Source organism: Mycolicibacterium nivoides, assembly GCF_003855255.1.
GTDB lineage: Bacteria > Actinomycetota > Actinomycetes > Mycobacteriales > Mycobacteriaceae > Mycobacterium > Mycobacterium nivoides.
The window spans coordinates 3,546,483-3,571,805 of the sequence record NZ_CP034072.1; the positions used below are offsets into that span (position 1 = coordinate 3,546,483).

The 25,323-nt window shown below is 67.4% G+C and carries 32 protein-coding genes; 14 read left to right on the forward strand and 18 right to left on the reverse strand.

The annotated features are described in order from the left end of the window. Positions 1–73: 73 nt before the first annotated feature. From EH231_RS17060 to EH231_RS17075, 4 genes are all read right to left on the reverse strand, one after another. The gene (locus tag EH231_RS17060; protein WP_090426775.1) at positions 74–517 is read right to left on the reverse strand and encodes an SRPBCC family protein; all 444 of its coding nucleotides are present in this window, start codon (positions 515–517) and stop codon (positions 74–76) included. Between the two features lie 63 nt (positions 518–580). After that, positions 581–1,459: a universal stress protein gene (locus EH231_RS17065; protein ID WP_090426772.1), complete on the reverse strand. Its 879-nt coding sequence runs from the start codon at positions 1,457–1,459 to the stop codon at positions 581–583. Beyond that, positions 1,452–2,357 carry a universal stress protein gene (locus tag EH231_RS17070; protein WP_090428720.1) on the reverse strand — a complete coding sequence of 302 codons (906 nt, stop codon included), beginning with the start codon at positions 2,355–2,357 and terminating at the stop codon, positions 1,452–1,454. Before EH231_RS17070 ends, EH231_RS17065 begins: the two co-directional genes overlap by 8 nt. 59 nt (positions 2,358–2,416) lie before the next feature. Then, positions 2,417–3,499: a CaiB/BaiF CoA transferase family protein gene (locus EH231_RS17075; protein ID WP_090426769.1), complete on the reverse strand. Its 1,083-nt coding sequence runs from the start codon at positions 3,497–3,499 to the stop codon at positions 2,417–2,419. A 17-nt stretch (positions 3,500–3,516) separates the two neighbouring features. Here EH231_RS17075 and EH231_RS17080 point away from each other — a divergent pair, with 17 nt between their 5' ends. Both EH231_RS17080 and EH231_RS17085 read left to right on the forward strand, forming a co-directional pair. Then, positions 3,517–5,184, forward strand: a complete 1,668-nt coding sequence (locus tag EH231_RS17080; protein WP_090426766.1) for an alpha-keto acid decarboxylase family protein — start codon at positions 3,517–3,519, stop codon at positions 5,182–5,184. A gap of 113 nt (positions 5,185–5,297) precedes the next feature. Beyond that, positions 5,298–5,777 (forward strand): Hcp family type VI secretion system effector, encoded by a 480-nt coding sequence (locus EH231_RS17085; RefSeq protein WP_164480926.1) that lies wholly within the window; start codon positions 5,298–5,300, stop codon positions 5,775–5,777. Positions 5,778–5,802: 25 nt separating this feature from the next. Here EH231_RS17085 and EH231_RS17090 read toward each other — a convergent pair whose 3' ends face one another. Continuing rightward, positions 5,803–6,243, reverse strand: coding sequence for an SRPBCC family protein (locus tag EH231_RS17090; protein WP_044520405.1), 441 nt, complete (start codon positions 6,241–6,243; stop codon positions 5,803–5,805). Positions 6,244–6,276: 33 nt separating this feature from the next. On the opposite strand from EH231_RS17090, the gene EH231_RS17095 reads away from it, so the two are divergent. Then, positions 6,277–6,624, forward strand: a complete 348-nt coding sequence (locus tag EH231_RS17095) for a UBP-type zinc finger domain-containing protein (RefSeq protein WP_090426761.1) — start codon at positions 6,277–6,279, stop codon at positions 6,622–6,624. On the opposite strand, the gene EH231_RS17100 is transcribed toward EH231_RS17095, so the two are convergent. After that, a complete protein-coding gene (locus EH231_RS17100) occupies positions 6,621–8,177 on the reverse strand; it encodes a phytoene desaturase family protein (protein WP_090426758.1) in 1,557 nt (518 codons plus the stop codon). The two genes, EH231_RS17095 and EH231_RS17100, sit on opposite strands and share 4 nt — an antisense overlap. A 73-nt stretch (positions 8,178–8,250) precedes the next feature. Beyond that, positions 8,251–8,856: a TetR/AcrR family transcriptional regulator gene (locus tag EH231_RS17105; protein WP_090426744.1), complete on the reverse strand. Its 606-nt coding sequence runs from the start codon at positions 8,854–8,856 to the stop codon at positions 8,251–8,253. Between the two features lie 89 nt (positions 8,857–8,945). Between EH231_RS17105 and EH231_RS17110 the strand changes: the two genes are divergently transcribed. Next, a complete protein-coding gene (locus EH231_RS17110) occupies positions 8,946–9,422 on the forward strand; it encodes a DUF2834 domain-containing protein (RefSeq protein WP_090426742.1) in 477 nt (158 codons plus the stop codon). Positions 9,423–9,438: 16 nt separating this feature from the next. Here the strand turns inward: EH231_RS17110 and EH231_RS17115 are convergent, their stop codons facing one another. From EH231_RS17115 to EH231_RS17150, 7 genes are all read right to left on the reverse strand, one after another. Beyond that, on the reverse strand, positions 9,439–10,293 hold the full coding sequence (locus EH231_RS17115; protein ID WP_090426739.1) for an SDR family NAD(P)-dependent oxidoreductase: 855 nt from the start codon (positions 10,291–10,293) through the stop codon (positions 9,439–9,441). Beyond that, the gene (locus tag EH231_RS17120; RefSeq protein WP_090426736.1) at positions 10,290–11,210 is read right to left on the reverse strand and encodes an alpha/beta fold hydrolase; all 921 of its coding nucleotides are present in this window, start codon (positions 11,208–11,210) and stop codon (positions 10,290–10,292) included. Before EH231_RS17120 ends, EH231_RS17115 begins: the two co-directional genes overlap by 4 nt. Positions 11,211–11,292: 82 nt before the next feature. After that, entirely contained in the window at positions 11,293–11,895 is a 603-nt protein-coding gene (locus tag EH231_RS17125; RefSeq protein WP_090426733.1) for a TetR/AcrR family transcriptional regulator, read from the reverse strand. A gap of 289 nt (positions 11,896–12,184) precedes the next feature. Continuing rightward, complete coding sequence (locus EH231_RS17135) at positions 12,185–12,754, reverse strand: YdcF family protein (RefSeq protein ID WP_090426730.1); 570 nt, start codon at positions 12,752–12,754, stop codon at positions 12,185–12,187. A gap of 82 nt (positions 12,755–12,836) precedes the next feature. Further along, on the reverse strand, positions 12,837–13,520 hold the full coding sequence (locus tag EH231_RS17140) for an NUDIX hydrolase (protein ID WP_090426728.1): 684 nt from the start codon (positions 13,518–13,520) through the stop codon (positions 12,837–12,839). Between the two features lie 12 nt (positions 13,521–13,532). Next, on the reverse strand, positions 13,533–15,074 hold the full coding sequence (locus EH231_RS17145) for a nicotinate phosphoribosyltransferase (RefSeq protein ID WP_090426725.1): 1,542 nt from the start codon (positions 15,072–15,074) through the stop codon (positions 13,533–13,535). 2 nt (positions 15,075–15,076) lie between these two features. Next, positions 15,077–15,937, reverse strand: a complete 861-nt coding sequence (locus EH231_RS17150; RefSeq protein WP_090426722.1) for a phosphoribosyltransferase family protein — start codon at positions 15,935–15,937, stop codon at positions 15,077–15,079. A 245-nt stretch (positions 15,938–16,182) separates the two neighbouring features. Here EH231_RS17150 and EH231_RS17155 point away from each other — a divergent pair, with 245 nt between their 5' ends. The 5 genes from EH231_RS17155 to EH231_RS17175 are packed head-to-tail and all read left to right on the forward strand — an operon-like array spanning position 16,183 to position 20,227. Beyond that, entirely contained in the window at positions 16,183–17,103 is a 921-nt protein-coding gene (locus EH231_RS17155) for a TIGR04222 domain-containing membrane protein (protein WP_090428713.1), read from the forward strand. Then, a complete protein-coding gene (locus EH231_RS17160; RefSeq protein WP_090426721.1) occupies positions 17,100–17,966 on the forward strand; it encodes an MbnB/TglH/ChrH family RiPP precursor modification enzyme in 867 nt (288 codons plus the stop codon). Before EH231_RS17155 ends, EH231_RS17160 begins: the two co-directional genes overlap by 4 nt. Then, on the forward strand, positions 17,963–18,187 hold the full coding sequence (locus EH231_RS33875; RefSeq protein ID WP_164480707.1) for an SCO6045 C-terminal-like domain-containing protein: 225 nt from the start codon (positions 17,963–17,965) through the stop codon (positions 18,185–18,187). The genes EH231_RS17160 and EH231_RS33875 overlap by 4 nt, the downstream gene beginning before the upstream one ends. Beyond that, positions 18,184–19,005: a L,D-transpeptidase gene (locus tag EH231_RS17170; protein ID WP_090426718.1), complete on the forward strand. Its 822-nt coding sequence runs from the start codon at positions 18,184–18,186 to the stop codon at positions 19,003–19,005. The genes EH231_RS33875 and EH231_RS17170 overlap by 4 nt, the downstream gene beginning before the upstream one ends. A 55-nt stretch (positions 19,006–19,060) precedes the next feature. Continuing rightward, positions 19,061–20,227, forward strand: coding sequence for a hypothetical protein (locus tag EH231_RS17175; protein WP_124712841.1), 1,167 nt, complete (start codon positions 19,061–19,063; stop codon positions 20,225–20,227). A gap of 77 nt (positions 20,228–20,304) precedes the next feature. Here the strand turns inward: EH231_RS17175 and EH231_RS33880 are convergent, their stop codons facing one another. The 4 genes from EH231_RS33880 to EH231_RS17190 all read right to left on the reverse strand — a co-directional run bounded on the left by EH231_RS33880 (position 20,305) and on the right by EH231_RS17190 (position 21,721). Then, positions 20,305–20,454 carry a hypothetical protein gene (locus tag EH231_RS33880; protein ID WP_164480927.1) on the reverse strand — a complete coding sequence of 50 codons (150 nt, stop codon included), beginning with the start codon at positions 20,452–20,454 and terminating at the stop codon, positions 20,305–20,307. Positions 20,455–20,722: 268 nt separating this feature from the next. Next, complete coding sequence (locus EH231_RS17180) at positions 20,723–20,998, reverse strand: hypothetical protein (protein WP_241177752.1); 276 nt, start codon at positions 20,996–20,998, stop codon at positions 20,723–20,725. After that, positions 20,991–21,323: a hypothetical protein gene (locus EH231_RS17185; RefSeq protein ID WP_124714301.1), complete on the reverse strand. Its 333-nt coding sequence runs from the start codon at positions 21,321–21,323 to the stop codon at positions 20,991–20,993. The genes EH231_RS17180 and EH231_RS17185 overlap by 8 nt, the downstream gene beginning before the upstream one ends. A 2-nt stretch (positions 21,324–21,325) precedes the next feature. Then, entirely contained in the window at positions 21,326–21,721 is a 396-nt protein-coding gene (locus tag EH231_RS17190; protein ID WP_124712842.1) for a hypothetical protein, read from the reverse strand. Positions 21,722–21,916: 195 nt separating this feature from the next. On the opposite strand from EH231_RS17190, the gene EH231_RS17195 reads away from it, so the two are divergent. The 5 genes from EH231_RS17195 to EH231_RS17220 all read left to right on the forward strand — a co-directional run bounded on the left by EH231_RS17195 (position 21,917) and on the right by EH231_RS17220 (position 25,222). Further along, complete coding sequence (locus EH231_RS17195; protein WP_124712843.1) at positions 21,917–22,108, forward strand: hypothetical protein; 192 nt, start codon at positions 21,917–21,919, stop codon at positions 22,106–22,108. Further along, entirely contained in the window at positions 22,105–22,860 is a 756-nt protein-coding gene (locus EH231_RS34320) for a VOC family protein (RefSeq protein ID WP_241177753.1), read from the forward strand. The genes EH231_RS17195 and EH231_RS34320 overlap by 4 nt, the downstream gene beginning before the upstream one ends. Before the next feature lie 126 nt (positions 22,861–22,986). Then, entirely contained in the window at positions 22,987–23,376 is a 390-nt protein-coding gene (locus EH231_RS17205; protein ID WP_124712844.1) for a hypothetical protein, read from the forward strand. Between the two features lie 140 nt (positions 23,377–23,516). Continuing rightward, on the forward strand, positions 23,517–24,140 hold the full coding sequence (locus EH231_RS17215) for a hypothetical protein (RefSeq protein WP_124712845.1): 624 nt from the start codon (positions 23,517–23,519) through the stop codon (positions 24,138–24,140). A gap of 203 nt (positions 24,141–24,343) precedes the next feature. Next, positions 24,344–25,222 (forward strand): phosphotransferase enzyme family protein, encoded by an 879-nt coding sequence (locus EH231_RS17220; RefSeq protein WP_164480928.1) that lies wholly within the window; start codon positions 24,344–24,346, stop codon positions 25,220–25,222. Positions 25,223–25,323 lie beyond the last annotated feature (101 nt).

Here is a 25,323-nt window from a genome sequence, read left to right on the forward strand (position 1 = left end):
CGCGGAGGTCCGGGCTATTCCGTTCTGCTCACGATGCGCCATACCCGCGACACGGCAGGTCCTGCTGCTAGACCTACCGCTGGCGTGAACTACTCATGACACGCTGACGCAACCGCTCGATGGCGACGTCGAGGACGATCTTCCTCGCGCGCTTGATGAGGAACTCCGGGATCGGCATCGCGAGGTCGACGATGATGTCGAACCGGACCCGCGTCTTGTCCACCTCGGGTGTCAGGTTGTATTCGATGTGCTGCCCGCGTTGCTGCAGGTTGGGTTCGGCATCCCACACCATCCAGTAGTCGCCCCAGTGATATTCGAGTAGCTCTTTGTCCGTGATACCCAGCAAGCGCATCGTTGCCTTGACGTGGTGGGGCCTGCCGTCCGGATAGCGATCGATGACCTCGACGTTGCGGTGCACCGCAGACCAGGTCGGCAGCGCGTCGACATCGGCGAGCACCTCCATGATCGCCTCCGGCGAGGCGTCGAAGACCACCTCGCGTGATGCCTGAACCGCCACGTCTCCGAATCTAGCGAAGCGTGCCGCCCATGGCGGTGGTTCTGCGATGCAAACCAGGGACGGTTAGCTGGGTTGCCGGGCGACGATCACCGGAGCGGTGGCGGAATGCACCACCGCGGAACTGACCGAGCCGAGCAGCAACCCGGTGAAACCACCGCGTCCGCGATTGCCGACAACCACCAGCTGCGCGGTTTCGGCCTGGGCCAGCAGCTGCCGGGCCGGCTTGTCGGGCATGACCACCCGTCGCACCGCCACATCGGGATAGCGCTCGCACCACCCGGCCAACTGCTCGGCGAGCGCACGCTCGGCCTCAGAGCTCAGGTCTTCCCACTTCACGTCGGGAAACTCGAAGTTCAGATCGGTCCAGGTGTGCACCACCACGAGCTCCACACCGCGGCGTGACGCCTCATCGAAGGCGATTTCGGTGGCGTACTCGGACGCACGCGACCCGTCGACACCGACCACAACGGGCCCGTCCGCCGGATGGTCGTTGTCGGGGATCACCGCGACCGGTCCGTGGGCATGAGCCGCGAGGCTCGAGCTGACCGAGCCGAGCAACCGGCGACCCCATTTGCTCAGACCGCGGGAACCCACGACCACCAGATCGGCATTCCGCGAGTAGTCGATCAGTGTGGCCACCGCGTGCCCGGGAACCGCCTTCGCGATGATCCGGGGCTCCTGGTGGCCGGCGATGGTCTCAACCGCAACGCGGCGCGCATCGTCGAGGACCTCCTGGCCGCGCTGATCCTGATAATCCCAATAGTCCTGGGGCAACGCGACATCCAACCAGACCGGTGACGCAGCGCCGGGGAGCGCGTGCACCAGAGTGAGCCCGACGCCCCGCAACACGGCGGCTCGAGCCGCCCAGGCCACGGCGGCGTCCGACGAGGGCGACCCGTCGACCCCGACGACGATGCCGTGGCGGACGTCATGTTCACTCATGCGAATCTCCTTGTGGCTCAGCACGGCAGATCAGCACCGGCACCGGGCTGTGGTGCAGCAGGTTCAGGCTGGTCGACCCGAGGAACACACCGGCCAGGGCGTTGCGGCCCCGAGATCCGACCACCACGAGTCCCGAGTCGCCGACATGCTTCAGCAGCGCCTTGCCGGGCGACTCCGGCTCGACGAAACACTTGGCGTCGACGCCCGGGTGGCGCTTGTTGTGGACGTCGACGACCTCAGTGAGATCGGCCAGTTCGGCGGACTCGATGCCGTCCCAGTCGATCAGCAGCGGGATGGTCACACCGGTCTCGGCCGGTGCCGCCAGAGACAACGAGCGCACGGCGTTGACCGCCAGCCCGAACTGATCGGCGAACTCGAATGCCGTCTCCAGCGCGGCCTGGGCGGCAGGGCTGTCGTCGACCCCGACGACGACGGGGCCGTCACCCGGAGCCACCTTCTCGCCACGGAAGGCGACCACCGGGCACGCCGCCCGGGTCGCCACGGACAGCGCCGTCGACCCGAGCAGCAGCGCCGCGGCCGGGGTCACCTTCTTACCGCCGAGGACGACGAGACGCGCGTCGGCGCTGGCGTCGATCAGCACCTGGTCGGCGGGCTCGTTGAACGAGACCGTGGACACCGACAGGTCGGGATGATCGCCACGCACGGCTTCATCGGCGGCCTTGAGGAACGCCTCGGCCATGTCGCGCTGATAGGACATCATCGCCGCGGTGAACGCGGCCGCGGTCTGCGTCAGATTGCGGCCGACGGACGGTAGTGCGTGCACGATGCGCAGCGGTACGCCGAACCGCGCGGCGACCGCACCTGCCCACCGGGCCGCATCAAGCGCGCCATCACTGCCGTCGATTCCAACCACTACGGGAGCGTTCGAGGAAGTCACTCCTTCATCGTGGCCGCTGAGCGTCACTATGGCCAGGGACCAAAGACTCTAAGTGCCAATCAGGTCCAGCCGATGTCGGCGATGTCGGTGCTCGACTGCGGCGGTTGGCCTGGTGTTCCCGGCGCGGTCCGGGAGAACCGCGGAGCCGGAGCGGCCTGCGCGACACCGTCGACGGTGATCAGCGTCGACCGGTCCAGCAGATGCTCACTCTCGGCCGCCTCGCCCCAGGTGAGCACCGGTGTCACGCAGGCGTCGGTGCCCGCGAAGATCGCGGTCCACTCGTCGCGGGTCTTACTGGCGAACCGCTCGGTGAAGATGGCGCGCATCTCGTCGTAGCGGGCCAGCTCGAACTGCCCGGGGATCTCGCCGGCGTCCAGGCCCAGACCGGCAACCAACTGCGCGAAGAACTGAGGCTCGATCGACCCGACCGCCATGTAACCGCCGTCGGAGGTCTCGTAGGTCCGGTAGTACGGGGCACCGCCGTCGAGCAGGAAGGACTCGCGTTCGTCACGCAACGATCCGGTGGCCCGCATGGTCCACATCATCTGCGACAGCATGCTGACCCCGTCGACCATCGCGGCATCGATGACCTGGCCCTTGCCGGAACGCTCCCGCTCGTACAGCGCGGTGACGATACCGATGACGACGAGCATCGAGCCACCGCCGAAATCGGCGACGAGGTTCAGCGGCGCCACCGGCGGGCGGTCGCGGTAACCGATCGCCGACAAGGCGCCCGTCTGCGACAGGTAGTTGATGTCGTGGCCGGCCGTGGTGGCCAGCGGCCCGTCCTGGCCCCAGCCGGTGATCCGGGCGAAGACCAGCCGCGGGTTGACGGCCTCGCACTCCGCCGGGCCGATGCCGAGGCGCTCACAGGTGCCGGGCCGGAAACAGTCCAACAGCACATCGGCTTTGGCGACCAGATCCAGCAGCTTGCCGGGTTCGCTCTTCACGTCGAGATCGACGATGCGCTTGCCGCGGTGCAGCAGGTCGACGTTCTCGGCGGGCATGGTCAGGCCACCCGGTCGGCGCACCCGCACCACGTCGGCGCCCAGGTCCGACAGCATCATCGCGGCGTGTGGCCCGGGGCCGATGCCGCCGAGTTCGATAACTCGCACTCCGGCGAGCGGTCCGGTGTTGGTCATGCGAGGCACACTAGGGGATGGGCGAAAACCTCTACACCGTCGGTGACTATCTGCTGGACCGCCTCGCGGAACTCGGGGTGACCGAGGTCTTCGGCGTCCCCGGCGACTATCAGCTGGAATTCCTCGACCACATCCTGGCTCACCCGCAGATGAACTGGATCGGTGGCGCCAACGAGCTCAACGCCGGCTACGCGGCCGACGGCTACGGCCGGCTGCGCGGGATGGCCGCCCTGGTCACCACATTCGGGGTCGGCGAATTGTCAGCTGCCAACGCGGTCGCGGGCAGTTACGCCGAACACGTCCCGGTGGTGCACATCGTCGGTGCACCGTCGAAGGATTCCCAGGGCGCACGGCGCATCGTGCACCACACCCTCGGCGACGGTGACTTCGAACATTTCCTGCGGATGAGCCGCGAGATCACCTGTGCACAGGCCAATCTCGCGCCCGCGACGGCGACCCGCGAGATCGACCGGGTGCTCTCGGAGGTCCGTGAGCAGAAGCGGCCCGGCTACCTGCTGATCGCCACGGATGTGGCCCGGTTCCCCACCGAACCTCCCGCCGCACCGCTGCCCCGCTACACCGGTGGCACGAGTCCGCGCGCCCTCTCCATGTTCACCGCGGCGGCCGCCGAGCTGATCGGTGACCACCGGCTGACCGTGCTCGCCGACTTCCTGGTACACCGGCTGGACTGCGTCGACGAACTCAGCGCACTGCTGGCGGCCGACACCGTCGGCCACGCGACGCTGATGTGGGGGAAGAGCCTGGTCGACGAGAGCTCGCCGAACTATCTGGGCATCTACGCCGGTGCGGCCAGCGAGGATTCGGTGCGCGAGGCGATCGAGGACGCGCCCGTGCTGGTGACCGCGGGAGTGTTGTTCACCGACATGGTCAGCGGGTTCTTCAGCCAACGTATCGACCCGGCGCGCACCATCGACATCGGCGTCAACCAGAGTGTGGTGTCCGGGCAGGTGTTCGCCCCACTGGACATGTCGGCCGCACTCGACGCCATCACCGCCATCCTCACCGAACGCGGCATCACCTCACCGGCTCTGCCTGCGGTCCCGACGCGTACGCACGCCGACCCACCGGCACAGGAGGCCGCCCTGACCCAGGAATACCTGTGGGACAGGCTTTCTGAGGCGCTGACGCCGGGCAACGTGGTGCTCGCCGATCAGGGCACGTCGTTCTATGGGATGGCCGGGCACCGGTTGCCCTCCGGGGTGACGTTCATCGGCCAACCTCTGTGGGGCTCGATCGGCTACACCCTTCCTGCCGCGCTCGGCGCCGGGCTGGCCGACCGGGACCGCCGCACGGTGTTGCTCATCGGTGACGGCGCCGCCCAGTTGACCATCCAGGAGTTGGGGGCCTTCGGCCGCGAGGGCCTGGCACCCGTCGTGGTGGTGGTCAACAACGACGGATACACCGTCGAACGCGCAATCCACGGCATCACAGCCGAATACAACGACATCACCGGATGGCGCTGGACCGAACTGCCCGCGGCACTCGGCGTCCCCGATGCGCTCACCTTCCGGGTCAGCACCTACGGCGAACTGGACGACGCGCTGACGACGGCGGCGGCCACTCCCGACCGCATGGTGTTCGTCGAGGTGATGCTGGGCCGGATGGACATCCCGCCGCTGCTGACCGAGTTGGCACAGTCCGCCTCGGACGCCAATTCGAGCTGATCCGGGCGGTCCGGCTGGAAACGCCGGAATCGAGTAGGCCGCTACGCTATCCGCGGCGCTCCCACCCGGATGGAATGGCAGTTGTAATCGCTGACCTCACAGGGAGACGTCCGATGGCCACAGAAATCTTCGCGAAAATCGGTGACATCAAGGGTGAATCGGTCGATGCCAGGCATCCGGACGAGATCGACGTGGTGTCGTTCTCGTGGGGCGTCGCCAACACCGGATCCGCGGCACCGGGCGGCGGCGGGGGTGCGGGCAAGGCGACGTTTCAGGATCTGCAGATCGTCCACACCATCGACAGCGCCACACCAGCGCTGCTGCTGACCTGCGCCACCGGGCGGCATCTCGCGCAGGCGACGATCAGCCACCGCAAGGCCGGCGAGAATCAGCAGGACTATCTGACGATCAAGCTCAGCGACGTGACGATCACTGCCGTCACCCAGAACGGCGCCGAGGTCCAGCCGTATACCGAAACGGTGAGCATTCGATTCGGGAAGGTCGACCTGCTCTATCGGCGAAGGCGTCCTGACGGATCCTTCGACGAGGGCCAGCATTTCATCTTCGACGTGCGCACCAACCAGCCCGGCTGACATCGACGGCGAACACGCCGGGCGCTCAGCCCTTCTTGACCTTGAGCACCTGCTTGCGAAGGCCTTCCGTGGCGGTCTCCACGCCGCCCTTCATGGTCCGCTTCAGGATGAAGCCCGGCAGCGGCACCGACAGATCGATGGTGATGTCGAACCGGACCTTGGTCTTGTCGCCTGCGGGAGTCAGGGTGTAGCTGGCGTCCTGCGCCTTGAGCTGACCGGCGCGCACGAGTGTCCAGCTGACCTTGTTCTCGCTCCAGGTGTATTCGATCACCTGCTCGTCGGTCAGGCCGGCGGCCTTGACCGTCATCTTGACCTGCTTGGGCCGGCCGTCGTCGTAGGTCTCGAGGATCTCGGCGCGCTGGTACTGCGGGGACCAGCTGGGAGTCGCCTCGACATCGGCGACAACGTCGAGAATCTCCTGCGGGGTTGCCTCGATGACTACTTCACGGGAATCGCTGGTTGCCATGCGGTGAGATTACTCGGGGCTAGGCTCACGAATATGAGCAATGCCGTCGATCCCACTGCTCGACCCAGCGGAACCGGATGTGCGGAGTGCACCGCGGCAGGTGGCTGGTGGGTGCATCTGCGACGCTGCGCGGCGTGCGGCCACATCGGGTGCTGCGATGATTCGCTGGCGCGTCATGCGTCGGCGCATTGGCGCGAGACGGGACATCCGATCATCCGTTCGTTCGAGCCGGGCGAGGACTGGTTCTGGAACTTCGAGACCAACCAGTACTACGACGGTCCCGACCTCGCGCCGCCCCAGCATCATCCCGAAGACCAGCCGGTGCCCGGACCCAAGGGGCACGTGCCCAAGGATTGGGTCGACCAACTGAGCAACCGCTAGTCGCCCAGCACCGCCTTGGCGGCGTTATAGCCGGGGATGAACGTGATACCCGGGCCGCCGTGACAACCCGCGCTGCCCAGATAGAGCCCGTCAAGGGGAATCGGTTGACCGACGTACCCTTTGGGGCCGGGACGGTTGGGACCCATCTGCTCGGGATGGATCAGGCCATGGCAGTAGTCACCGCCCGGTGCGCCGAACATGGTTCCCATGTGTCGCGGGGTGAAGGTGGTGTGGCGGATGATCCGGCGCTCGAAATCCGGTGCCAGCCTGGCGATCTTCTCGATGACACGCCGGCCCATCTCGGCCTTCAGCTCACCGTAGCCGGTTGCCGACTCCTCGACCGGGAACCACAGCGCGAACGCCGAGGCAGCGTGTTTGCCTGCCGGGGCCAGCGTGGGATCGTGAGCCGACGGGATCTGGAAGGCGATCGCGGGATCGGCGGGCACGATTCCGTGGCGGGCATCCTGCCATTGCTGCTGGAGCTCTTCCGGCGTACTGAAAAGGCCGATGGCCGCCTGCATTTCAGGATCGTTGAGCATTTCGTAGGGAGCCTCGAAGGTGGGGGCTCCGTCGAGGGCGAAATGCATCTGTAGGTAGCTTCCGCGGTGATCGATGTGGGTGAACCGCTCACGCACCTCGGACGGCAGCGCCTCGGGATCGATCAGCTTGGTGACCGTGGTGTCCGGGGCGATCGCCGACACCACGACGGGTGCGGTGATCGTCGTACCGTCCTCCAGCCGTACTCCGGTGATCCGGCCGCCGTCGACCGATATGCGATCGACGCTGCTGCGCAGCCGCAGCTCACCGCCGGCGTCGGTGAGCATGGTGTGCAGGTGTTCGGTCAGGGCGCCGATCCCGCCGACCAGCTTCTTCATCAGCATGGCGTTCTCGTCGGGCACCGCCAGCCCATAGGCGAGAGCAGCTGCGCTGCCCGGTGTCTCGGGCCCGCGGTAGGTGGTGTTGACCGCCAGGAAGGCCAGCATGCCGCGCAATGCACCGTGCTTGTCCCGGTCCGGCAGATACCGGTCGAGGACTTCGCTGACCGATCCGAACAGCAGGTCATCGATCGCCGCGCGCTCGGATTCCGTTGTGGCGCAGGCATACATCTCGTCGAGTGTGCGGGGTGGGCGCCCCGCGTCGAATCGACCCAGCGCCCGGGTGGGCGCCAGGCTCCAGGCCATCAGGCCGGCCATCCCGGCCACCGCGTCGGCGCCGTGGACCTCAGCGAGGTGGCCGAGCATTTTCATCGGGTCGGCGTAGTAGACGACCGGCGGGTCACCGATTCCGCGCAGAGACACCGACATGACCTCCAGGTCCACTGTCGGCAAGGTGTCCAGCCCGAGTTCGGTGCTGACCACCGCCGAGGTGGGGAACTGCAGCGACCCGGCGATCTCGAACCGGTAGCCGTCGAAAAGTTCGACGGTGGAGGCCATGCCGCCGGCGTACCTCTTGGCTTCCAGGCACAGGGTGCGCATTCCCGCCCGCGCCAACAGGGCCGCAGCGGCCAGCCCGTTGTGCCCGGCGCCGATCACGATTGCGTCGTAGTCCGCCATCGATCGAGGCTGACACTGCACCCGATGTTTTGTCAATAATGACAAAACATCGGGGGCCGACTGACCGAGGCCGTCAATCCAGGCCGGTTCGCAGCGCTTCCAGCCCGGTCCGGCACATCCGCGCCAGTTCGGGCAGTGAACGCTCCCCGGCCTCGTCGCCGACCATCCACAACTCCATGGCACCGAACACCGCGGCCGCGACAGCTCTGGCCGTCACCACGATCTTCAGCCGGTCGTCCCCCTGCGGCACCTGGCCCCGGCGTACCACCAGCTGTTCGGCCACCGCGTCGGCGAAGTCGGATTCCACCTGGCGGATGTGCCGCACGATCCGGTCGGGGTCGAGTTCGACCGCGCGCATGCTGGCGATCTTGGTAACCGCGTCGACGTCGTACGGAAACGCCAGGACCGCGGACTGCACCGAATCGAGGATCGATTCGGTCGCCGGACGCTCGGCCAGCGCGGCCCGGAACCAGTGCAGACCCGCGTCGTAATCGGCGAACAACAGATCATGTTTGGACGTGAAGTGCCGGTAGAAGGTCCGCAGGGACACGCCGGCGTCCGCCGCGATCTGTTCGGCCGAGGTGTCCTCGACGCCCTGGGCGAGGAACCGGACCAGTGCGGCCTGGCGCAGCGCCTCGCGCGTGCGCTCACTGCGCGCGGTTTGTGCGGGCCTGGCCATGGCAGTGAAGTTACCGCACGGCCGAGGATCCCCGGGGCACGCGGAATGTCAATATTGACAAAACTTCGGAACGCGAGTGTGCTCACGCCATGGTGTCGCTCATCGTTCATGCAATTCTGGGCGTGGCCGTCGTCGCGCTCGTGATCCGTCTCAACCCGCACGTCTTCTCGCGCCCACCCGGGCCGGCGCTGTCCCGCGTCGAGCTGGCGTACTACCTCGTCGGGCTCGCCTCGATCCCGATCTGCTGGTACTTCAACATGCAGTTCGTCGCGCAGTACGCCCAACCGGACGGCAACCCGATCTGGGGACCGGGAAGTTGGCAGGAGTTCATCGCGCTCGGGTACACCAACCCCGCGGCCGGATCAGCCAGCGCCGACTACACGATCGCCAATGTCATTCTGCTGCCGCTGTTCACAATCATCGACGGACTGCGACGTGGCATCCGCCATCCCTGGCTGTTCTTCGTGACGAGCCTGTTCACCAGCTTCGCCTTCGCGTTCGCCTTCTACTTCGCCACGATCGAGCGCCAACGCCGTCACCAGCAGGCCGAGGTCGCGGTCAGCTGAAGCAGCGGGTTGCGTGTTACCGCGCCGCCTGAGCCTCGGCGCGGCCACGCAGCCGGGATTGGGCCCACCCCAGCACGTCGTAGTAGCGGGTGGGCGCGATGCGGGCCAGCATGTCGAATGCGTACGCGTCCGGGCCGATCAGAACCCGGGCCTTACCCGCCTCGACCCCGCGGTGAATGATCTCGGCCGCCTTGTCGGGTTGGGTCATGGTGATGGCGGCGAACTCCTCGGCCATCTGGTCGTGAGTACGGCCGCGACCTTCGGGATCCTTGCGGAACCGGGCATTGCGCACGATGTTGGTGTTGATGCCGCCGGGGTGGACATTGACCGCCGTCACCCCGGTTCCGCGCAACTCTTGGCGCAGCGAGTCAGTGAACCCGCGCACCGCGAACTTGGCTGAACAGTAGGCACTTTGGTTCGGCATCCCGACCAATCCGAACACACTGGAGGTGTTCACGACGACCCCTTCGCCCTGCTCCACCAGGGTCGGCAGGAATGCCCGGGTGCCGTTGACCACACCGTGAAAGTTGATGTCCCACAACCAGTTGTCATCCTCAGGCACAGCATCCAGCACACTGGAGGACACCGCGACACCGGCATTGTTGAAGACTGCGCCGATCGGCTGCGGAGCCCAGGCCCGGACCTCACCGGCGAAAGCACGCTGGTCTTCGGCATCGCGCACGTCCAGCACTCGGGTCAGTACCGGGCCGGACAAACCTGCCTCGGTTTCCTTCAAGCCGGTCTCGTCGACATCGGCGATGGCCACGGGGCACGAGTGCGACGACAACCGCTGCGCCAGAGCACGACCGATACCCGACGCCGCTCCGGTGATGACCACGGTGCGGCCGCTGATGGTACGGCGCCTACTCATTGCTGCTCCTTCAGTTCGGTGTCGATGACACGGGTCGAGGCTGTGTGCCGGGTGATCAGGTCCAGCAGTGCGTCCCATGCTCCGGCGGGCAGATCGTGCCCCATGCCGGCGATGGTCTCCAGCCGGGCGCCGGGGATGGCCCGCGCGGTGGCGGCACCGCCGCTGGCGTTGACCATGCGATCGCGGTCGCCGTGGATCACCAGGGTCGGCACGTCGATCTGGCCGAGTTCGACGGTGCGGTCCCCCGAGGCGAAGATCCCTGCCAGCTGCCGCGCCACCCCGGTCGGTCTGGGATCGCGATCCCAGGCGACCCCGGATTTCTCCCGGACCCAAGCCTCGTCGAACGGGTATCCGTGAGAGCCGATATGGCGGAACATCTTCACATCGGCGTCCATCGCCTCGGCACGCGACCTTGGTGGTCTCGCGGTGGCCATCCGCCACCACGTCGAAGGGGCCGGCCTGCCGATCCGCGGCGCACCCGTGTTGGACATGATCGAGGTCAGCGTCGCGACGCGGCCCGGATAGTGGGCGGTGACCGTCTGGGCGATCATGCCGCCCATCGACACCCCGACCAGGTGCGCCCGGTCATAGCCGAGCGCGTCCAGCAGCCCCACGGTGTCGCGCGCCATGTCTCCGAGGTGGTACTGGTCGGCGTGGCTGCCGCCCCGCAGGATCGCGAGCGGACCCGGCGGCGGAAACGGCATGTGCGTGGACCGCCCCACATCGCGGTTGTCGAACCGCGTGACACGGTAGCCACGGCCAGCCAGGCCCGTGACGAGTCCGTCCGGCCAGGAGTGCAACTGCTGCCCGAGGCCGGCGATCAGCACGACCGGCGGATCACCGGGATCACCAAACTGCTCGTAGCACAACCGGATTCCACGGCCGACGTCGACCACATTCTGTTTGGCCTGTCCCATATCCACCCCTAACTGGTACCCAGCGGTACCGATCACGGTACTGCGCGGTACCAGCCAGGGCAAGGGGAAGGGCCCTGGAGCGTCAGGAGGCCCGGGGTTCCAGCAGTGCGGTGCAGGCCAGCACCGCGTCCTCGGTGACCTCCCCCACCTGGTCGCCGCTCTCCACGGTGATCGCGATGAGTTCCCGCAACCCGCCGAGCAGCATGATGGTGCGACGCCGCGAGATCGACACCCCGGCCGAGCGGAACACTTCGCTTTGCGTCAGGGCCTGCACCATCGCGATGAAGTTCTCCATCGACTCACGCTGAAGCGCCCGCGCCGCGGTACCCAGCGTCGGGAGATCGCGGATCCAAGCCAGCATCAGCTCGGGGTGGGCCTCATAGGAGGCGATCCACGCCTCGACCGCTTGGCGGACCTGATCCCGCCAGGGAACACTCCGGTCGACGCCTCGGGCAACCTCGCGCACATGCTTGGTATTCACACTGGTCAGCAGTGCGACAAAGCAATCCTCGCGGCTCGCGAAGTGTTCGTAGAAGGTGCGGCGGGACGTCTTGGCCCGCCGCACGATGTCGGCGACCGTGGTGTTCTGATAGCCGTCTTCGACGATCGATTCGTTCATGGCGTCGAGCAGGCGCGACCGGAACGCGCTCTTGTCGGCCTCAACCGACGTCGTGGGACTGTTCATCTCGGGCTGTCATCGTAATGCCGATCAGCGGCGCACGGTCGGGCTGTGCCCGACGACCGATCGAGCGCCCGGGCTGGCAGCCGGGGGGCGGTTCTGCCGGAAACTCAAGCAGACGCCGAGGTTGCCTCCGACGCACGGCACCCCGTTGACCGTGGGGACCGGCCCGCCCGACCGATTCCCGGTCGGGTCAAGGGCTGCCGGTTCAGCATTCACCGACGGCGCGAACACCACCGCCAATGCGCAGAGACCGATCACCATCCGGCGCATACCGGCAGCGTAACTCCCGCGGTCAGCCGATCGGCGTCAATGGGCTGAGCACATCACGCACGAATTGGGCGATGTTCACCGACGGATTGCCGTCGGGGAAGCTCACCGTGGCCAGCACAGTGCCACCGGCATCGGCGAAGTTCTGGTCGGCGCGGCCCTGATGTGTCGAGGACGTCACCACGATGATGCCCGTGGCACCCGCCTTCTTCGCCAGCGGAACCGAGAACTGCGCGTTCTGCACGGTGCTGTTGGCCCGGTCCTCCACGATGATGCGGCTGGCCGGAAGGCCAAGCATGACAAGCAGATTGCGCATCTGCGCGGCCTCGGTTTGACCGTTCTGCGGGTTGCCGCCGGTGACGATGACGGGAGCCTGCGGAAACGCCTGGGCGATCGCCAGGCCGGTGAGGACGCGGTGATACAGGATGGCCCGCATCGAGCCGTCGGGCTTGAGCCCGTAGCCGAGGATGACGATGGCGGGTTTGGTGAAATCCTTGCCCGCCACGGGTGGGACGGCGTGTGCGGTCACCGGGCCGACGGTCGGCGTCAGTACGCACGCCAGCGCAATGACGAGAATCCTCAGGCAGTTACGCATCTCACCCCTAACGGCTGCGACGCTTGTGAATGTCGTTGCCAATGGGGTCGATGTTACCGATCTGGCGGATGTGGCGGCGGCGTCAGCCGGGCACGGTACTCACATAAACCGTCTCGGGCCGGGTCACCGCCGCCACCTTGCCACCCGGCACCAGCACCGTCGTCCGCGACCGACGGCGGCGCACCGCCTCGGCAGTGGGTGCCTGCTCGGGGTCCCGCCCGGCCAGGTGGTGCAACAGCCGCAACGTGGACCACAGCCCAGCCCCGGTGATTCCCTGTTCAGCGTCGGCCGACACCAGCGCACGAGCCACCGCGCTGTCGGTGAACAGCCCGTCGAACGCCCGCCCCGCGGCTGCGGCGAGCATCGGACCGTGGCCGAACGGCATCGCCGCCGGGATGGGGTCTTCGGCCCGAACCAGCACTGCGTCCGCAGCGGGCTCAGGAGTGTGCAACCGAGCCAGACACACCAGCGACACGGTGTGACCACGCTCGTCGCGGCCGGGATCGGAGACGACGGTGATCGGGAAAGGCTCAGTGCCGCTGAGCACCTGGGCATGCGCCCGATCGGCGGCGATCCACGTAGCCGTCTGCGCGACCGTCTGTCCCCGGGCCGGATCCATCACCGCGCCGGGCAGCGACAGCTGCCCGGCGTGGGGGTCACGTTCACGGCGGTAGAGCACCAGGGCCGGGTCGTCCGGATCGTCGGTGATCGCCACGAGGTCCACCGACAGCCACATGCGCTGATCGTCTGCGGGTTCGGCGGGCACGATCCAACTCTGTCACGCCGCGTCCTCTCGGCGGGCCTTCGCCGCCAGGAACCGCGCCCAGCTGGCGCGGAGCTCGGCGCGCACTCCGGCGAATGTCACGGCACCGACGAACATGCCGTCCTCGAAGACCGTGCGCAGCCGTGAGTTGGCCTCCTGGTCGGCGGTGGCCTGCTGCACCAGCGCCAGTGAGCCGTCCATGCCGCCCAGCACCGCGAGCCGGCCACGCGCCGAACGCTTGGTGCCCGAGTCGGTGACCGGGTCCTTGAAGATGTCGCGGCCCCGACCGTCGACCTGCACCCACGTCGCCTTGACCGCCAGGGAGAAGGTATCCCGGGTGACGAACTGGTACGTGTACGAACCGAATCCGAATACCGGAACCGTGGACACATAGCCCTGGCGCATCAGGTTCGTGGTGATCGCGTCAGCTCGCTCGAAGTTGATCGAGTCGCCGTAGATCACGCCGACGTGCGGGTCCAGCTCGCGGTAACCGGCGGCGTTTTCGGTGGTTCCGAATGTCTCGGCCAGCAGGTTCACCACCCCCTTGCGTTGCGGGCTGCCGGCCGGGGCCTGCGGGTCGCCGCACAGGATCAGCTCGGGATCACCGGAGTCGGGACGGATCACCAGCTTTCCGTCACGCGCCATGATCGAGTCCTTGAGCGCGGGCAGGAACTCCGTCATCACCTGCCATAGATCCCAGCTGTCGCTGACCACCGAAACGATCCCCGACGGGTACAGATCCAGCAGCCGCTCGAACGTGGCCAGCTCCCCCTCGGGCCCGTTCGCCGTCATCACCGAGTGCTCGGTGGCAGGGACGGATCCGCCCAGCACGGCCCCCTCCGGCGATCCGGGGTAGAACCGGTCGATCCAGCCCAGCGATGACAGCGAGTCGGTTCCGGTGAAACTCAACAGGTGCGCGGCACCGCTGACCGACGCCGCACCCATGCCTGCCATGCCACGGGCCGAGAAATCGTGCCCCTGCCAGTTGACCGCGGCCTGGTCGGCGCCGGAGGCTTCGGCGCGCTCGTCGAGCAGGCACCGGTTGCGCCAGGCCGTGGTGGCCGAGGTGATGGGTTGCCACAACGCGGCCGACAGATCGGTCTCGATGTAGTTGGTCAGCCAGAAGAACCGAGGCTCGGTGTTCTCCACCGTCAGGTAGGGGATCCCCAGCGGGGTGACCGTCCCCTCCGGCAGCGCCCGGAACCGCAGCGGCAGCCGGCCGTAGCCGTGCAGCTGCCGGATGTGTTCGGACCCAACGTCGTTCGGTCCCAGAATGTCGGTGACCCGCTCCTCGTACGCCCGGCACACCTCGTCGATGTCAGCGTCGAAGAATGCCTGCCAGCGGACCGCGAGATCGGCCAGGTACGCCTGCAATCCGAAGAACACCGTCCAGTCGACGCCCGCCACCCGGCTGCCGCGCGCGGTCAGGTTGGAGTACACGACCTCGGTGCGATCCGGGTACTGCCTGCGGTGATCGAGCTTGTACGCGTCAGTCTCCATCAGCACGGTCAGCGCATCCAAGGCCGTGCGGGTGTAGTCGCGGGGGTTGAAGCTCATGATCAGTTCTCCTTTTCGGTCAGCACGGACAAGACGTGCCCGATCAGCGGCACCTGACGGACTTCCGCCGGCAGGGCATCCGGATCGACACCCGCGCTGGTGTTCGCGGCGGTGATCGACGCGAAATGAGGCAGTAGGTTCTCGCGCCACCGCCCGGTGAACAGCCCGTGCGTCACCCACAGGTGCAGTTCGGCCGCGGGCTCTGACGCGCCGATCGCTTGAGCGAGACCGGCGAAAGTGCCCCCGCCGTCGCAGATGTCGTCCACCAGCAGGAACCGGCCCGCGCCCAGTCCGTCAGGCGCGGTGAACCCCGACAGGGCCCCCGTCTTCGGGTTACGCGTCTTGCCGGCGGTCAGCAACGTCACACCCAGCACGTCCGCGACCGCGCCGGCGCGGTCGACGGCACCCTTGTCGGGCGCGATCACACCGTCCCAGGCGATCTCGGCGAGCGGCGAGGCCATGATGATCTCGTGGGCGCTGATGGAGTGGACTGTCGCTCCGTGGGCCGAGGCGGCCGCGGCCCAGGCGCCGGAGTGCGGATCAGCCGCGATCACGTCGCGAATCCCGGTCGCCGCGGTCAGACGAGCGACACCCTGCGCGTCGTATGTCGCATCGTGATCACCACGCGCCGACGGCAGATACGGCATCACCAGGACCGGGTCCGCGTCCTCGTGAAAGGCGACCCATTGGGCCAGGGCGGCGAAATCCAGTGCGCCACCGGTATTCCAGGCGATCGGGCGCCGACCGGATACCGGTTCCAGGCGACGGACGGCGACGTCACCGCCGGGGTAGGCCTCGACGGCTCCGGGTGCGGCGTCCAACCGCCGGGTGACGGGGTCGTAGGTGTGGAAACTCAGGCTCATGACCGAAGCGTACCAGAGATACGGGCATATTTGCCCATATCTTTCCCATGGCGCTGTTCGGCCCGTCGACGACACGAATTTTCCTCAGACAACAGCCATCAAGTCCTCACCGACTCCTGTCCATGACCGTGCACGCTGACTGGTTCAGCGGGGCCGCACACCTGCGGTTTCGCCCGAAAGTTGGGACCGGTAAGGAGCTTTACGCACGCAGGGTGATCTGAACCGAACACCAGGAGGTGGATGTGATGTCGATGGACAAGCTGATCGACAGGTACGCCGAGGCGATAACCGCAGAGGGGTACGGATATCTGGCCGCATTGGCAACGACGGTGGTCTTCGCGGTGCTCTGGCGGATCGCGACGACTCCCCGGCGCCCGGCGGTGACCGAGCCGATCAGCGCTACCGAGCTGGCGTTCCTGCGGTCGGACATCGCCCCGGTGGTCGCCTCGCTCGCAGGTCTGCGCGCCAGTGGACGGATCAGCGCCGACGGACGGGTGGACCACGCCGTCCGCAGCCCGGAGATCGACCGGTTCACCGGCCAGGTGCTGGAGCGGGCCGGCGCCGACCCGGGACACACCGTGCCGGGTCTGTATGCGGCATCCCGGGACGAGCTCGCGGCGCTGGAAGAGGAGTTGGGCCGGCGCGGCCTGGCGCGAACCAGGGCCGAACGGGCCCGCATGCGCTGGGGCACAGCACCGTCGATCGCGGTGATGGCAGTCGGCATCGGCTACGGCATCTATCTGCTGACGTCGTTGTCGGACCACCCGATCCACGCGGTCACGTTCACCGCGGTGGTGCTCGCCACGGTCCTGTACGGGATCTTCGTGCTCCCCCATCTGCTCGGCGTGGACCGCCTGACCCGCGCAGGCCGTCGCCTGCTCGCCGCCCGGCAGAAGGAACTGGCTTATCTGGAACCTGCGAAACAGCCCGCCTTCGGCACCTACGGTCCGGCCGCGGTGGCGCTCTCGGCGGCGTTGTTCGGAACCGGCGCGCTCTGGGCGATCGACCGCGACTACTCGTCCTCTGTGGAACTCGCCGGAGGTGACTCCGGTGGTGGCGCCGACGGTGCCGGCTGCGGGGGCGCCTCCTGCGGGGGCGACGGCGGCGGCGGAGGTGGCTGCGGGAGCGGTTGCGGAGGTGGCTGTGGCGGAGGTTGCGGCGGATGAGCGCCACGACCCGTACCGTGTCCGCCCTGGGCGATGTGGGTATCGGTTGGCGACGTGAGATCGCCGGGGTGGTCGCCGATCTGCGGCCCGGGTTCTGCGAGGTGATCGCCGAGTCGATCCCGATCCGCCGCAGTCAGGCCCGACCGGACCCCGCCCTGGCGGATCTGGCCGCCCGCGGCGTTCCGGTGGTCCCGCACGGCGTCGCACTCTCTCTGGGCGGCGCGGAACCCGTGCAGCCCAAGCGAGTCCGGCGGCTGGCCGCCTGCGCGCAAGCACTCGGCGCTCCGGTGGTCAGCGAGCACATCGCCTTTGTCCGGGCCGGCGGGATCGAGGCCGGACATCTGCTGCCGGTGCCACGCACTCGGGAGGCCCTCGACGTGTTGGCGGCCAACATCGAACGCACCCGGCGAGAACTGCCGGTGCCGCTGGCTCTGGAGAACATCGCCTCCTTCGTCGAGTGGCCGGAGTCCGATCTCACCGAATCGGAGTTCCTCACCGAACTGGTGGAACGGACCGGCGTGCTGCTGGTCCTCGACGTGGCGAACGTGTACGCCAACGCCCGCAACCGCGGGCGCGATCCGCTCGGGGAGCTCGCACGCCTGCCGGTGGAACAGGTGGCCTACAGCCACGTCGCCGGCGGTCGGGAGGGCGCGGATTTCTACCACGACACTCACACCGATCGGACTCCGTCGGAGGTGCTCGACCTGGTCACCGCGCTGCGGGAGCGGGTCGACACCCCGTTCATGCTGGAGCGCGACGGCCGGTTCCCGCCCGCTGCAGATCTTTTCGACGAGTTGGACGCGATCTCCGCGGCCGCGGGGGCCGCTCCGATCACCTCCCGTGCACGAAAGGCGTGGGCATGAGAGACACGTTGGCGCAGCGTCAGAAGGCCTTGGTGCGGGCACTGGTGGCCGGCGGTCCGGTGCCGCCGGGCTTCGATCCGGCGGCGGTGGCCGCAGCCGGCGAGGTGTGCCGTCACAAACGCGACGCGCACTCGGGTACCACCACTCGCCGACGCTGGTGGTGGTCGTTGTGCCGCCGAAGCACGGACCGGGCTGAGCAGCGTGACACCATGGTCAGATGAGTGACTGGACGAGGGGAAGACTTTTCGGCGCTGTGAAAGCGGCCGGAGCGGCTTCGATGGTGGGCTGTGCGTTGATGCTGGGTGCTGGTGCCGCGCAGGCGGATCCGGCGCCGTTCGAGCCGCCGAGGCTCGTGCCTGCCGACGGCGCGACCGTCGGGGTGGCCCAGCCGATCATCATCAACTTCCCGGGCCCCGTCGAAGATGCCGGCGCCACCGAGAACGCCATCCATGTCTCGTCGGTGCCGGAAGTTCCCGGCAAGTTCTACTGGATCACCCCCACGCAGCTGCGCTGGCGTCCGCTGAGCTTCTGGCCGGCACACACCGCGGTCACCGTCGATGCCGCCGGCACGGTGTCCAACTTCACCACCGGGGACACCCTCGTGGCCACCGCCAACGACGCCACGCACCAACTGACGGTCACCCGTAACGGGACCGTGGAGAAGACCCTCCCGATGTCGATGGGTATGGCGTCCGGGGGCCGCCAGACTCCGAACGGCACCTTCTACGTCCAAGAAAAGATGCCCTCGGTGGTGATGGATTCGTCGACCTATGGCGTCCCGGTCAACTCGCCGAACGGCTACAAGCTGACGGTCGATCTGGCGGTCCGGTTCGACGACAGCGGCGACTTCGTCCACAGCGCTCCGTGGTCTGTCGCCGATCAGGGCAAGCGCAACGTCAGTCACGGCTGCATCAACATCAGCCCGGCCAACGCGCGATGGTTCTTCGACAACTTCAGCCCCGGCGATCCCATCATCGTGCAGAACTCCTCCGGCGGCACCTACTCCCGCTACGACGGTTCCAACGATTGGCAGATCTAAGTCTCGCGACGGTCAGCACGCGGTAGCGGTCGGCAGACCGCGGTAAGGGGGAACCGTGGCGAAAGGATCACCGATCGTTCAGGCGTGGAACGACGCTTTCAAGCCTGCATGCCGGCGCCGCGGGATGCGGTTCGTCAGCGCGACCGGGTTCCTCCTCGACGACGTCTACGTCACCGAACTCTTCTACCCGCAGGCGTTCCACCCGGACAAGGACCCGGACCGGCTGCGGATCAGCTGGACCGTCGACATCAAGCCGCTCGCCGTCGACGAGATCCTGTGGGCCGCTTTCATACCCGACGTGGTGATGGGGCAGCAGATGCAGATCAACCGCCGCATCAACGGCGCCTTCAAAGTGCAGCCGCTGCGGATCGGCAGTGGTCACCGGGACGTCCCGGTGACCAGCGAACCAGACTGGGGTCCGATACTCGACGAGTTCGACCGGGTCCGTGCCGAGTTCATCGCCGCGCATCCGACTGCGGCCGATTACGCGGCGGCGGTGGAGCAACACCCGGACGGCATCGCCCCCAACCGGGCCTTGACCCGCACCGTCACCGCACTGATCGCCGCCGGCCGGACCCCTGACGCGGCACGGATGGCCGACACCGCGATCGCCCGCGGCGAGCGGGGTGAGATGTCCTCGACGGTCGACGTGCTCAAGTACCTGGCCGCCTACGCGAAAGGGCCTGCGGCGTATGCGGAATTCACGACGAGCCTGATCCCCACCCACGACTACACCGTGCTCTACGAGTCGCGCGCGAGCAGGCAGACAGGCCTGTGTCGGGAACATCACCCCGGCAGCATGCGCCGAATGCTCGCCGAGATGAACGGCGCCGAACCCTGGGCCATCGTGGTCAGCGTCCGCCCGCCGGTAGGAACACCAGCCGACTTCTCGACATCGCTGTACCTACAGGCGGCCGGCACAGCCGAGGCCATGCAGATCGAGTTCTGCCGACCCGGCGGCGCCGATATCGGCGCGGTGTCGGTGCGGTCGGTCGTCGGCCATCCACACCCCGGCACAGCCGCGCTCGATGTCGACATCGTGCTGCCGCGCAGCGTCCAGACGATCAGCCGCCACGAGGTGTTCACCGCGCAGGAGGCGGCGGACATGTTCGAGCGCTTCTACCGGACCGACACGATCGGTGACGGCTACACACTGCGGCCCGTCGAGGGGTACACCGCCGACGGCGGCCACATCGACCTGCGTGGAGTGCGCAATGGTTGAGAAGACGGCCCCGAACTGTTCAACGTCGCACTTGGCCGGGCGTATCGCGAACGCGATCGTCATACCTCCGCGTAGCCCTAGGCATGATTGCGGCGATGCTGCGCCGCTGCCAACCGAAGCAACTCGGAATATCCCGGTTCAAAGTTCTTCGGTGTGCCGGCATCGAATCGACCCGCGAGGTAGCCGTTCAGCTCGTTGGCGATGATCGCGATGATCGCGACGACCAACTACCGTCCTGAAACCACAAAAGGCTGTTCATTACTTGCCCCACTGTGACGGCGTTCCGCAGGCCCACCGCCCCTTAGAAACAGAAAAACCCACCGTCGCCAGTGGGTTCTCTCAGTGGCCAGGGCCGGGATCGAACCGGCGACCTTCCGCTTTTCAGTAGTGCGCTTGAGCGTTGCCCCAGGTCGCAGATTCCCATCCCGGATCCATGACCTGGGGTTTCTCTGTCGCGGACGCACGCGACGCCGCCGCTTGTGTGTCACCTCTGTGTCACGTCGTGTCACCTGACCCCTGATCGGGCTCCCCTCGCCGCAGCGCGTCGCGCAGCTCGCGCATCCACATCTGTGTGAACTCCACCCGCTCCCCGGCCGGCACGTCTGCGGCGACCAGCTCCGCCAAGACGGTCGCGGTGTGCAGGTCGAGTTCGTCGTCGTACTGCAGGAACTCGACGGCGGCACGCTCCGCCACCGAGAGGTCCGGTCCCGGTTCGCCGGCTGCGGCCGCGCGCATCAGGCGGGTCTCCCAGGCGCGCCGCTCCCTAGTCATCGGCATCTCGCACCTCACGTCGGAGCACCAACGCCACCGTCGGTTCGCCGACCAGTTCCGGCAGCGGACCGGGATCGGCGATCGCCCATCCCGCCGCGTCTTCACCGGCGACCGCACGCGCCGCGTCGTCGAGGTGATCGAACCGGCCGAGATAACTGGGCCGGTTCGACAGTTCCTGTACCTCGGTCAGTGCGACCGCCCCGATCTGCGAGTAGGCAGCCTCGTACGCGTCGACCAATACCGGTATGTCTCCTGGGATCTGGTCGAGTAGCTGGCGCAGCTCCGCGACCGTCTTCGGCGGCGGGAACGCGATGTGCTCGGTCACGGTCAAGGTCGAACCACCTTGTATCCCTGCTTCTCCGCAGCTGCGCACTCCGCGCAGAGCGTGCGGATCCCACCGAACCGAGAGATCCACAACCGGCCAGGCTTCCCGCACAGCTCGCACACGGTGGCTGCCTTCTCCTCGGCGGCCCGGACCAGTGCGCGCATGCGCTCGTGATCGTCGTCGGTCGCGGTGTCGGAGACCTCGAAGTAGACGCGCAACTCGGACAGTTTCTGCTTCACCTGGTGCACTGTGTAGCCGGGATCAATCGCGGCGAGCTGCCGGTCGAGTTCCACGATGATCGGGTACCAGCCCGGGCCGGTATCGATCGACTGGCCCATCTCCGGAGAGATCCGGCGCAAGATCGGCTGCAGCTCCGGGTGCTCGTCCTCCATGTTCATGCCTTGATGATGACCGCCTGTACTGACGCCTCGCGACCGATTTCCTCGATGCACGCCGCGGTGCATGTGCAACGGAACCAGCAACATCGACTGGGCGTGCGACGGCGTCTAGGCGCGATGCAGGATCACCGAACTGGTCTGCACCGCTTGTGATTCCAGCTCCCGTCTGTCACATCGACATGGCACGCTGCGAGCATGAGCAACACCGCGACAACCTGGCCCGTGATCCGCGCCAGCGCCTCGAACATCGCAGCGACGGCCGAGTTCTTGTCCCTGCTGTTCGACGCACCGGTAGTGATCACCGCTGCGGACGAAGCCGTGGCAGCGCCGGCCGAGCGGCACCTCGTGATGATCGTGGCCGAGCCATCGGCGGGAGGTGCAGCGTGATCACGGAGATCAGGCTCCAGTCGAACAACGGCGAGCGCACCGCTGCGTTCTGGTCCGCGATCTTCGACGTGGCGGCGGAGGATCTCGGTCCCGATCGTTGGGGACTCCACAGCTGGCGCATCAGCCCGGCGGCTGCGCCCGCCGTGGTCGTGTCCACTGCGCGGGTGGTCGAGACCATCTCCCGGCACATCGACATCACCGTCGTGGTGGACGCCGGTGCATCGGATCGGCTGCGCGCGTTGGGATTCGAGGTTGCGGACGACGGAAGCCAGGCCGTCGACGTGAACGGGACCGACTCCACCGTGTTCTTGGTGACTCCCGACCCGATCAGCCCAGACTTCTACGAGGACGACCCAGATGACGGGAAAGTCCACGCCGCCGAGCTGATGCGTCGATCGCCGGATGCTGCCGCCGCCTCGCCAACGCGGTTGTCGCTCATGGTGATCTACGTGCCCGCTCCCCGCGTGGAGCTCGCGGCGAAGTTCTACGCGGCGATCCTCAACGTCGAACCGGTGCGGGAACAGCACGGTGGGCCCGAGCACTGGTCGGTGTCTCGCGGCAGCCTCACGATCGAGCTGTATCCCGTGGGCGACCGGATCCACACCAGCAGCCGCTTCGAGTTCGCCGAAGATGCCGTGGGTGCCGTCGCGAGGCTGACGGACCGGGCGTTCGCGCTCCCGGAGCGCACCCCGGATGGGCGCGGCTGGTGGTGCCGTGACCCGTGCGGGAACACCGTGATCCTGCTGCCGTAGCTACGCGCGCGGGGACATGAACCCGCCCGCGTCTACCGTCAGCTCGTGGCGTGGGCGGCGACGAAGGTAGTCGCTCCCCTGAAAACTCGTTCGCCCGTGTCAGTCGCCCGGCCTACGCTCCCCCACATGTCTGTGGTCGCCTCTACCGAACGTTGCGCCTGCCCCGACCCGCACCCGACCGCGGATGGCCGGTGTGTGGAACCGTCGATCCGCAGCGAAGATCCGGGCGACCCGACTCTCGCGAAGTACGCGTGGTGCGGCTGCTGCATGGCCGACTGCCCAGATGTGCACCCGGACTCCGACCGGAATCTGCGTGCGGTTCCCGGCTCGATTGCGGTGGCGCAGGAGTACTTCGACACGTTGCCTGCCGAGAAGCAGGTGGCACTTCGGGCGCAAGAGGCCCGTGGCGAGCTTCGGATCGCGCCCCGCTCAGAGATGGCGGTTGACCCCGACCGAATCAGGATTCTGCGCAGCGCTCTCAAGCACAGCGCCGAGATCGACGCAGCGGACGACTGATCCGGTCGCTGTCACAGTCCCAGCGTCGTGACCGCGTTCCCGATGAGCGGCGCGGACTCGCGCACGTAGCGGGTGACCATGGCCGGTTGTGGCCCGTCACCATCTCTCAACAGCCTCGACTGTTTCTAGAATCGGTGGCCATGACAGCGGAAGGCATCTGGGGGGACACCGCGCGCCTACTAGCGGCGTTTCCCGAGTCAATCCGCGCCGACGTGTCCGCAGCCTTGGCACTGATGCCGACGACGTCACGCGTGATGCCCAACGGGTCGAAGCTGTCCCCGCATTCGATTGGCTCCAACCGGCGGCAATACCACCTGACGGTCGGAGGTGAGGCTGTCGACATCCCCTACCGCATCTATCACGACAGCCCAGATCCAGACGTACCCGAGACACACCCGACGCAGCGAACGATCCTGGGTTGCCTCTACACCCGCCACTACGACGGCTTCGTGCGCCAGCAATGGCTTCGCACCATCCTTGACGCCGAGCACCCCTGGGTAGCGCCGTTCGTGATCCAGCTCCTCGGTGAGTACGTGCCCGAAATCGTCGACGACATCGACGGAGCTCTCCGTGCGCGACATGCCGAACCCTACGAGCGCTTCATCACCGAGAACCCCCAGTTCCACACACTCGTCCGGCAACGAGCAATCAGCTACTGGAACGCATACTCCCGGTCGAGGTATCCACGTCTCTGCGACTATCCCGGGTACTCGCTGCTGACCTCACTTGCGGCCGATAGCGAGGACCACTTGTCGGCGCACTAGGTGGACCCGGCAACGAGTCGACTGTGTGACCGCGCGGGGACCCCTCTCGCTCATCGGCCATCTTCCCCAGCTCACCGCCTCGTCATGTGCGGGAATCAAATTTCTCGGCGACGAGTTGAGCTGCGAATTCGACGCCGGCCGACACGGATCAGCCGTCGCGGCGCCGTCACCCGGCGATGGTGCACGTCGATACAGTCGTCGGCATGCACCCGCCAACGGCGCTACCGGACCAGCTGGCTGACGTGGTGCGTGCGGCGTGGGGCATCGACGGCGGGCCCACGGTCTCGCTGTCCGGCGGACAGGAGGCGGCCGTTTTACGCTGCGGTCACCACGTGATCAAGGTGGGCGCCGTGTTCCGTCGCGACGACGACCTCACCTGGTGCGGCGCCGTCGCAGCCTTCGTGGCCCAGCACGTTCCCGAAGTGCTCGCCCCGGTTCCATCAGTCGATGGGCGCACGGTGGTGCGGGTCGGTGATCACCCCGTCACCGTCTGGCCCTACGCCGAGGGACGCCCCGGCAACGACACCGTCGCTGCGCAGCGACGCGCCGCAGCGGAGCTGCTCGCGCGAGTACATGTCGCACTGGCCGCCGCAGAACTCCCTCCGCCCCCACCACGAGCGAATCCGGCCGCCGCGACACCCGACCTCGACGACCCCGACCTTGACGACTGGCTCGCCGACTTCGGCGCCCGCGCCACCGCGCAGCTCGTCCATGGCGACTTCTACGCCGACAACGTCCTCGTCGACTCGCACGGACGCGTCGCCGCGCTCCTGGACTGGGACGAGACGACACAGGCGAGCGCCGAGTGGGAGCTGGCCGGAGCGGCGTGGGAGTGGGGCGGCTGCCGGGCCACCCTCGACCTGTCCACCGCCGAACACTTCATCGAGCTGTATCTGGCGGCGGGTGGCACCGCGAACCGGCTCGACGATGTCGCCCTGCGGCAGCTGATCAGGCACCGCATCCGCGGCGAGGTCGCATACGACCGCGCCACCGCGGCGGCCTGCACCCCCGACCCCGAGGACGCCGAGTACCAGGCCCGCCAACTGCAGGCGTTCCACGAACTGCGCCCGGCAAGCCGGTAGCCGCGGCACTCGCACCGAACCCCACCGGCAACACGGCTGTGCTGCTGCCGGAGTCGACGCCGAGCTGAGATCAGCTACCCGCGCCCCACACCGTCGTCAGT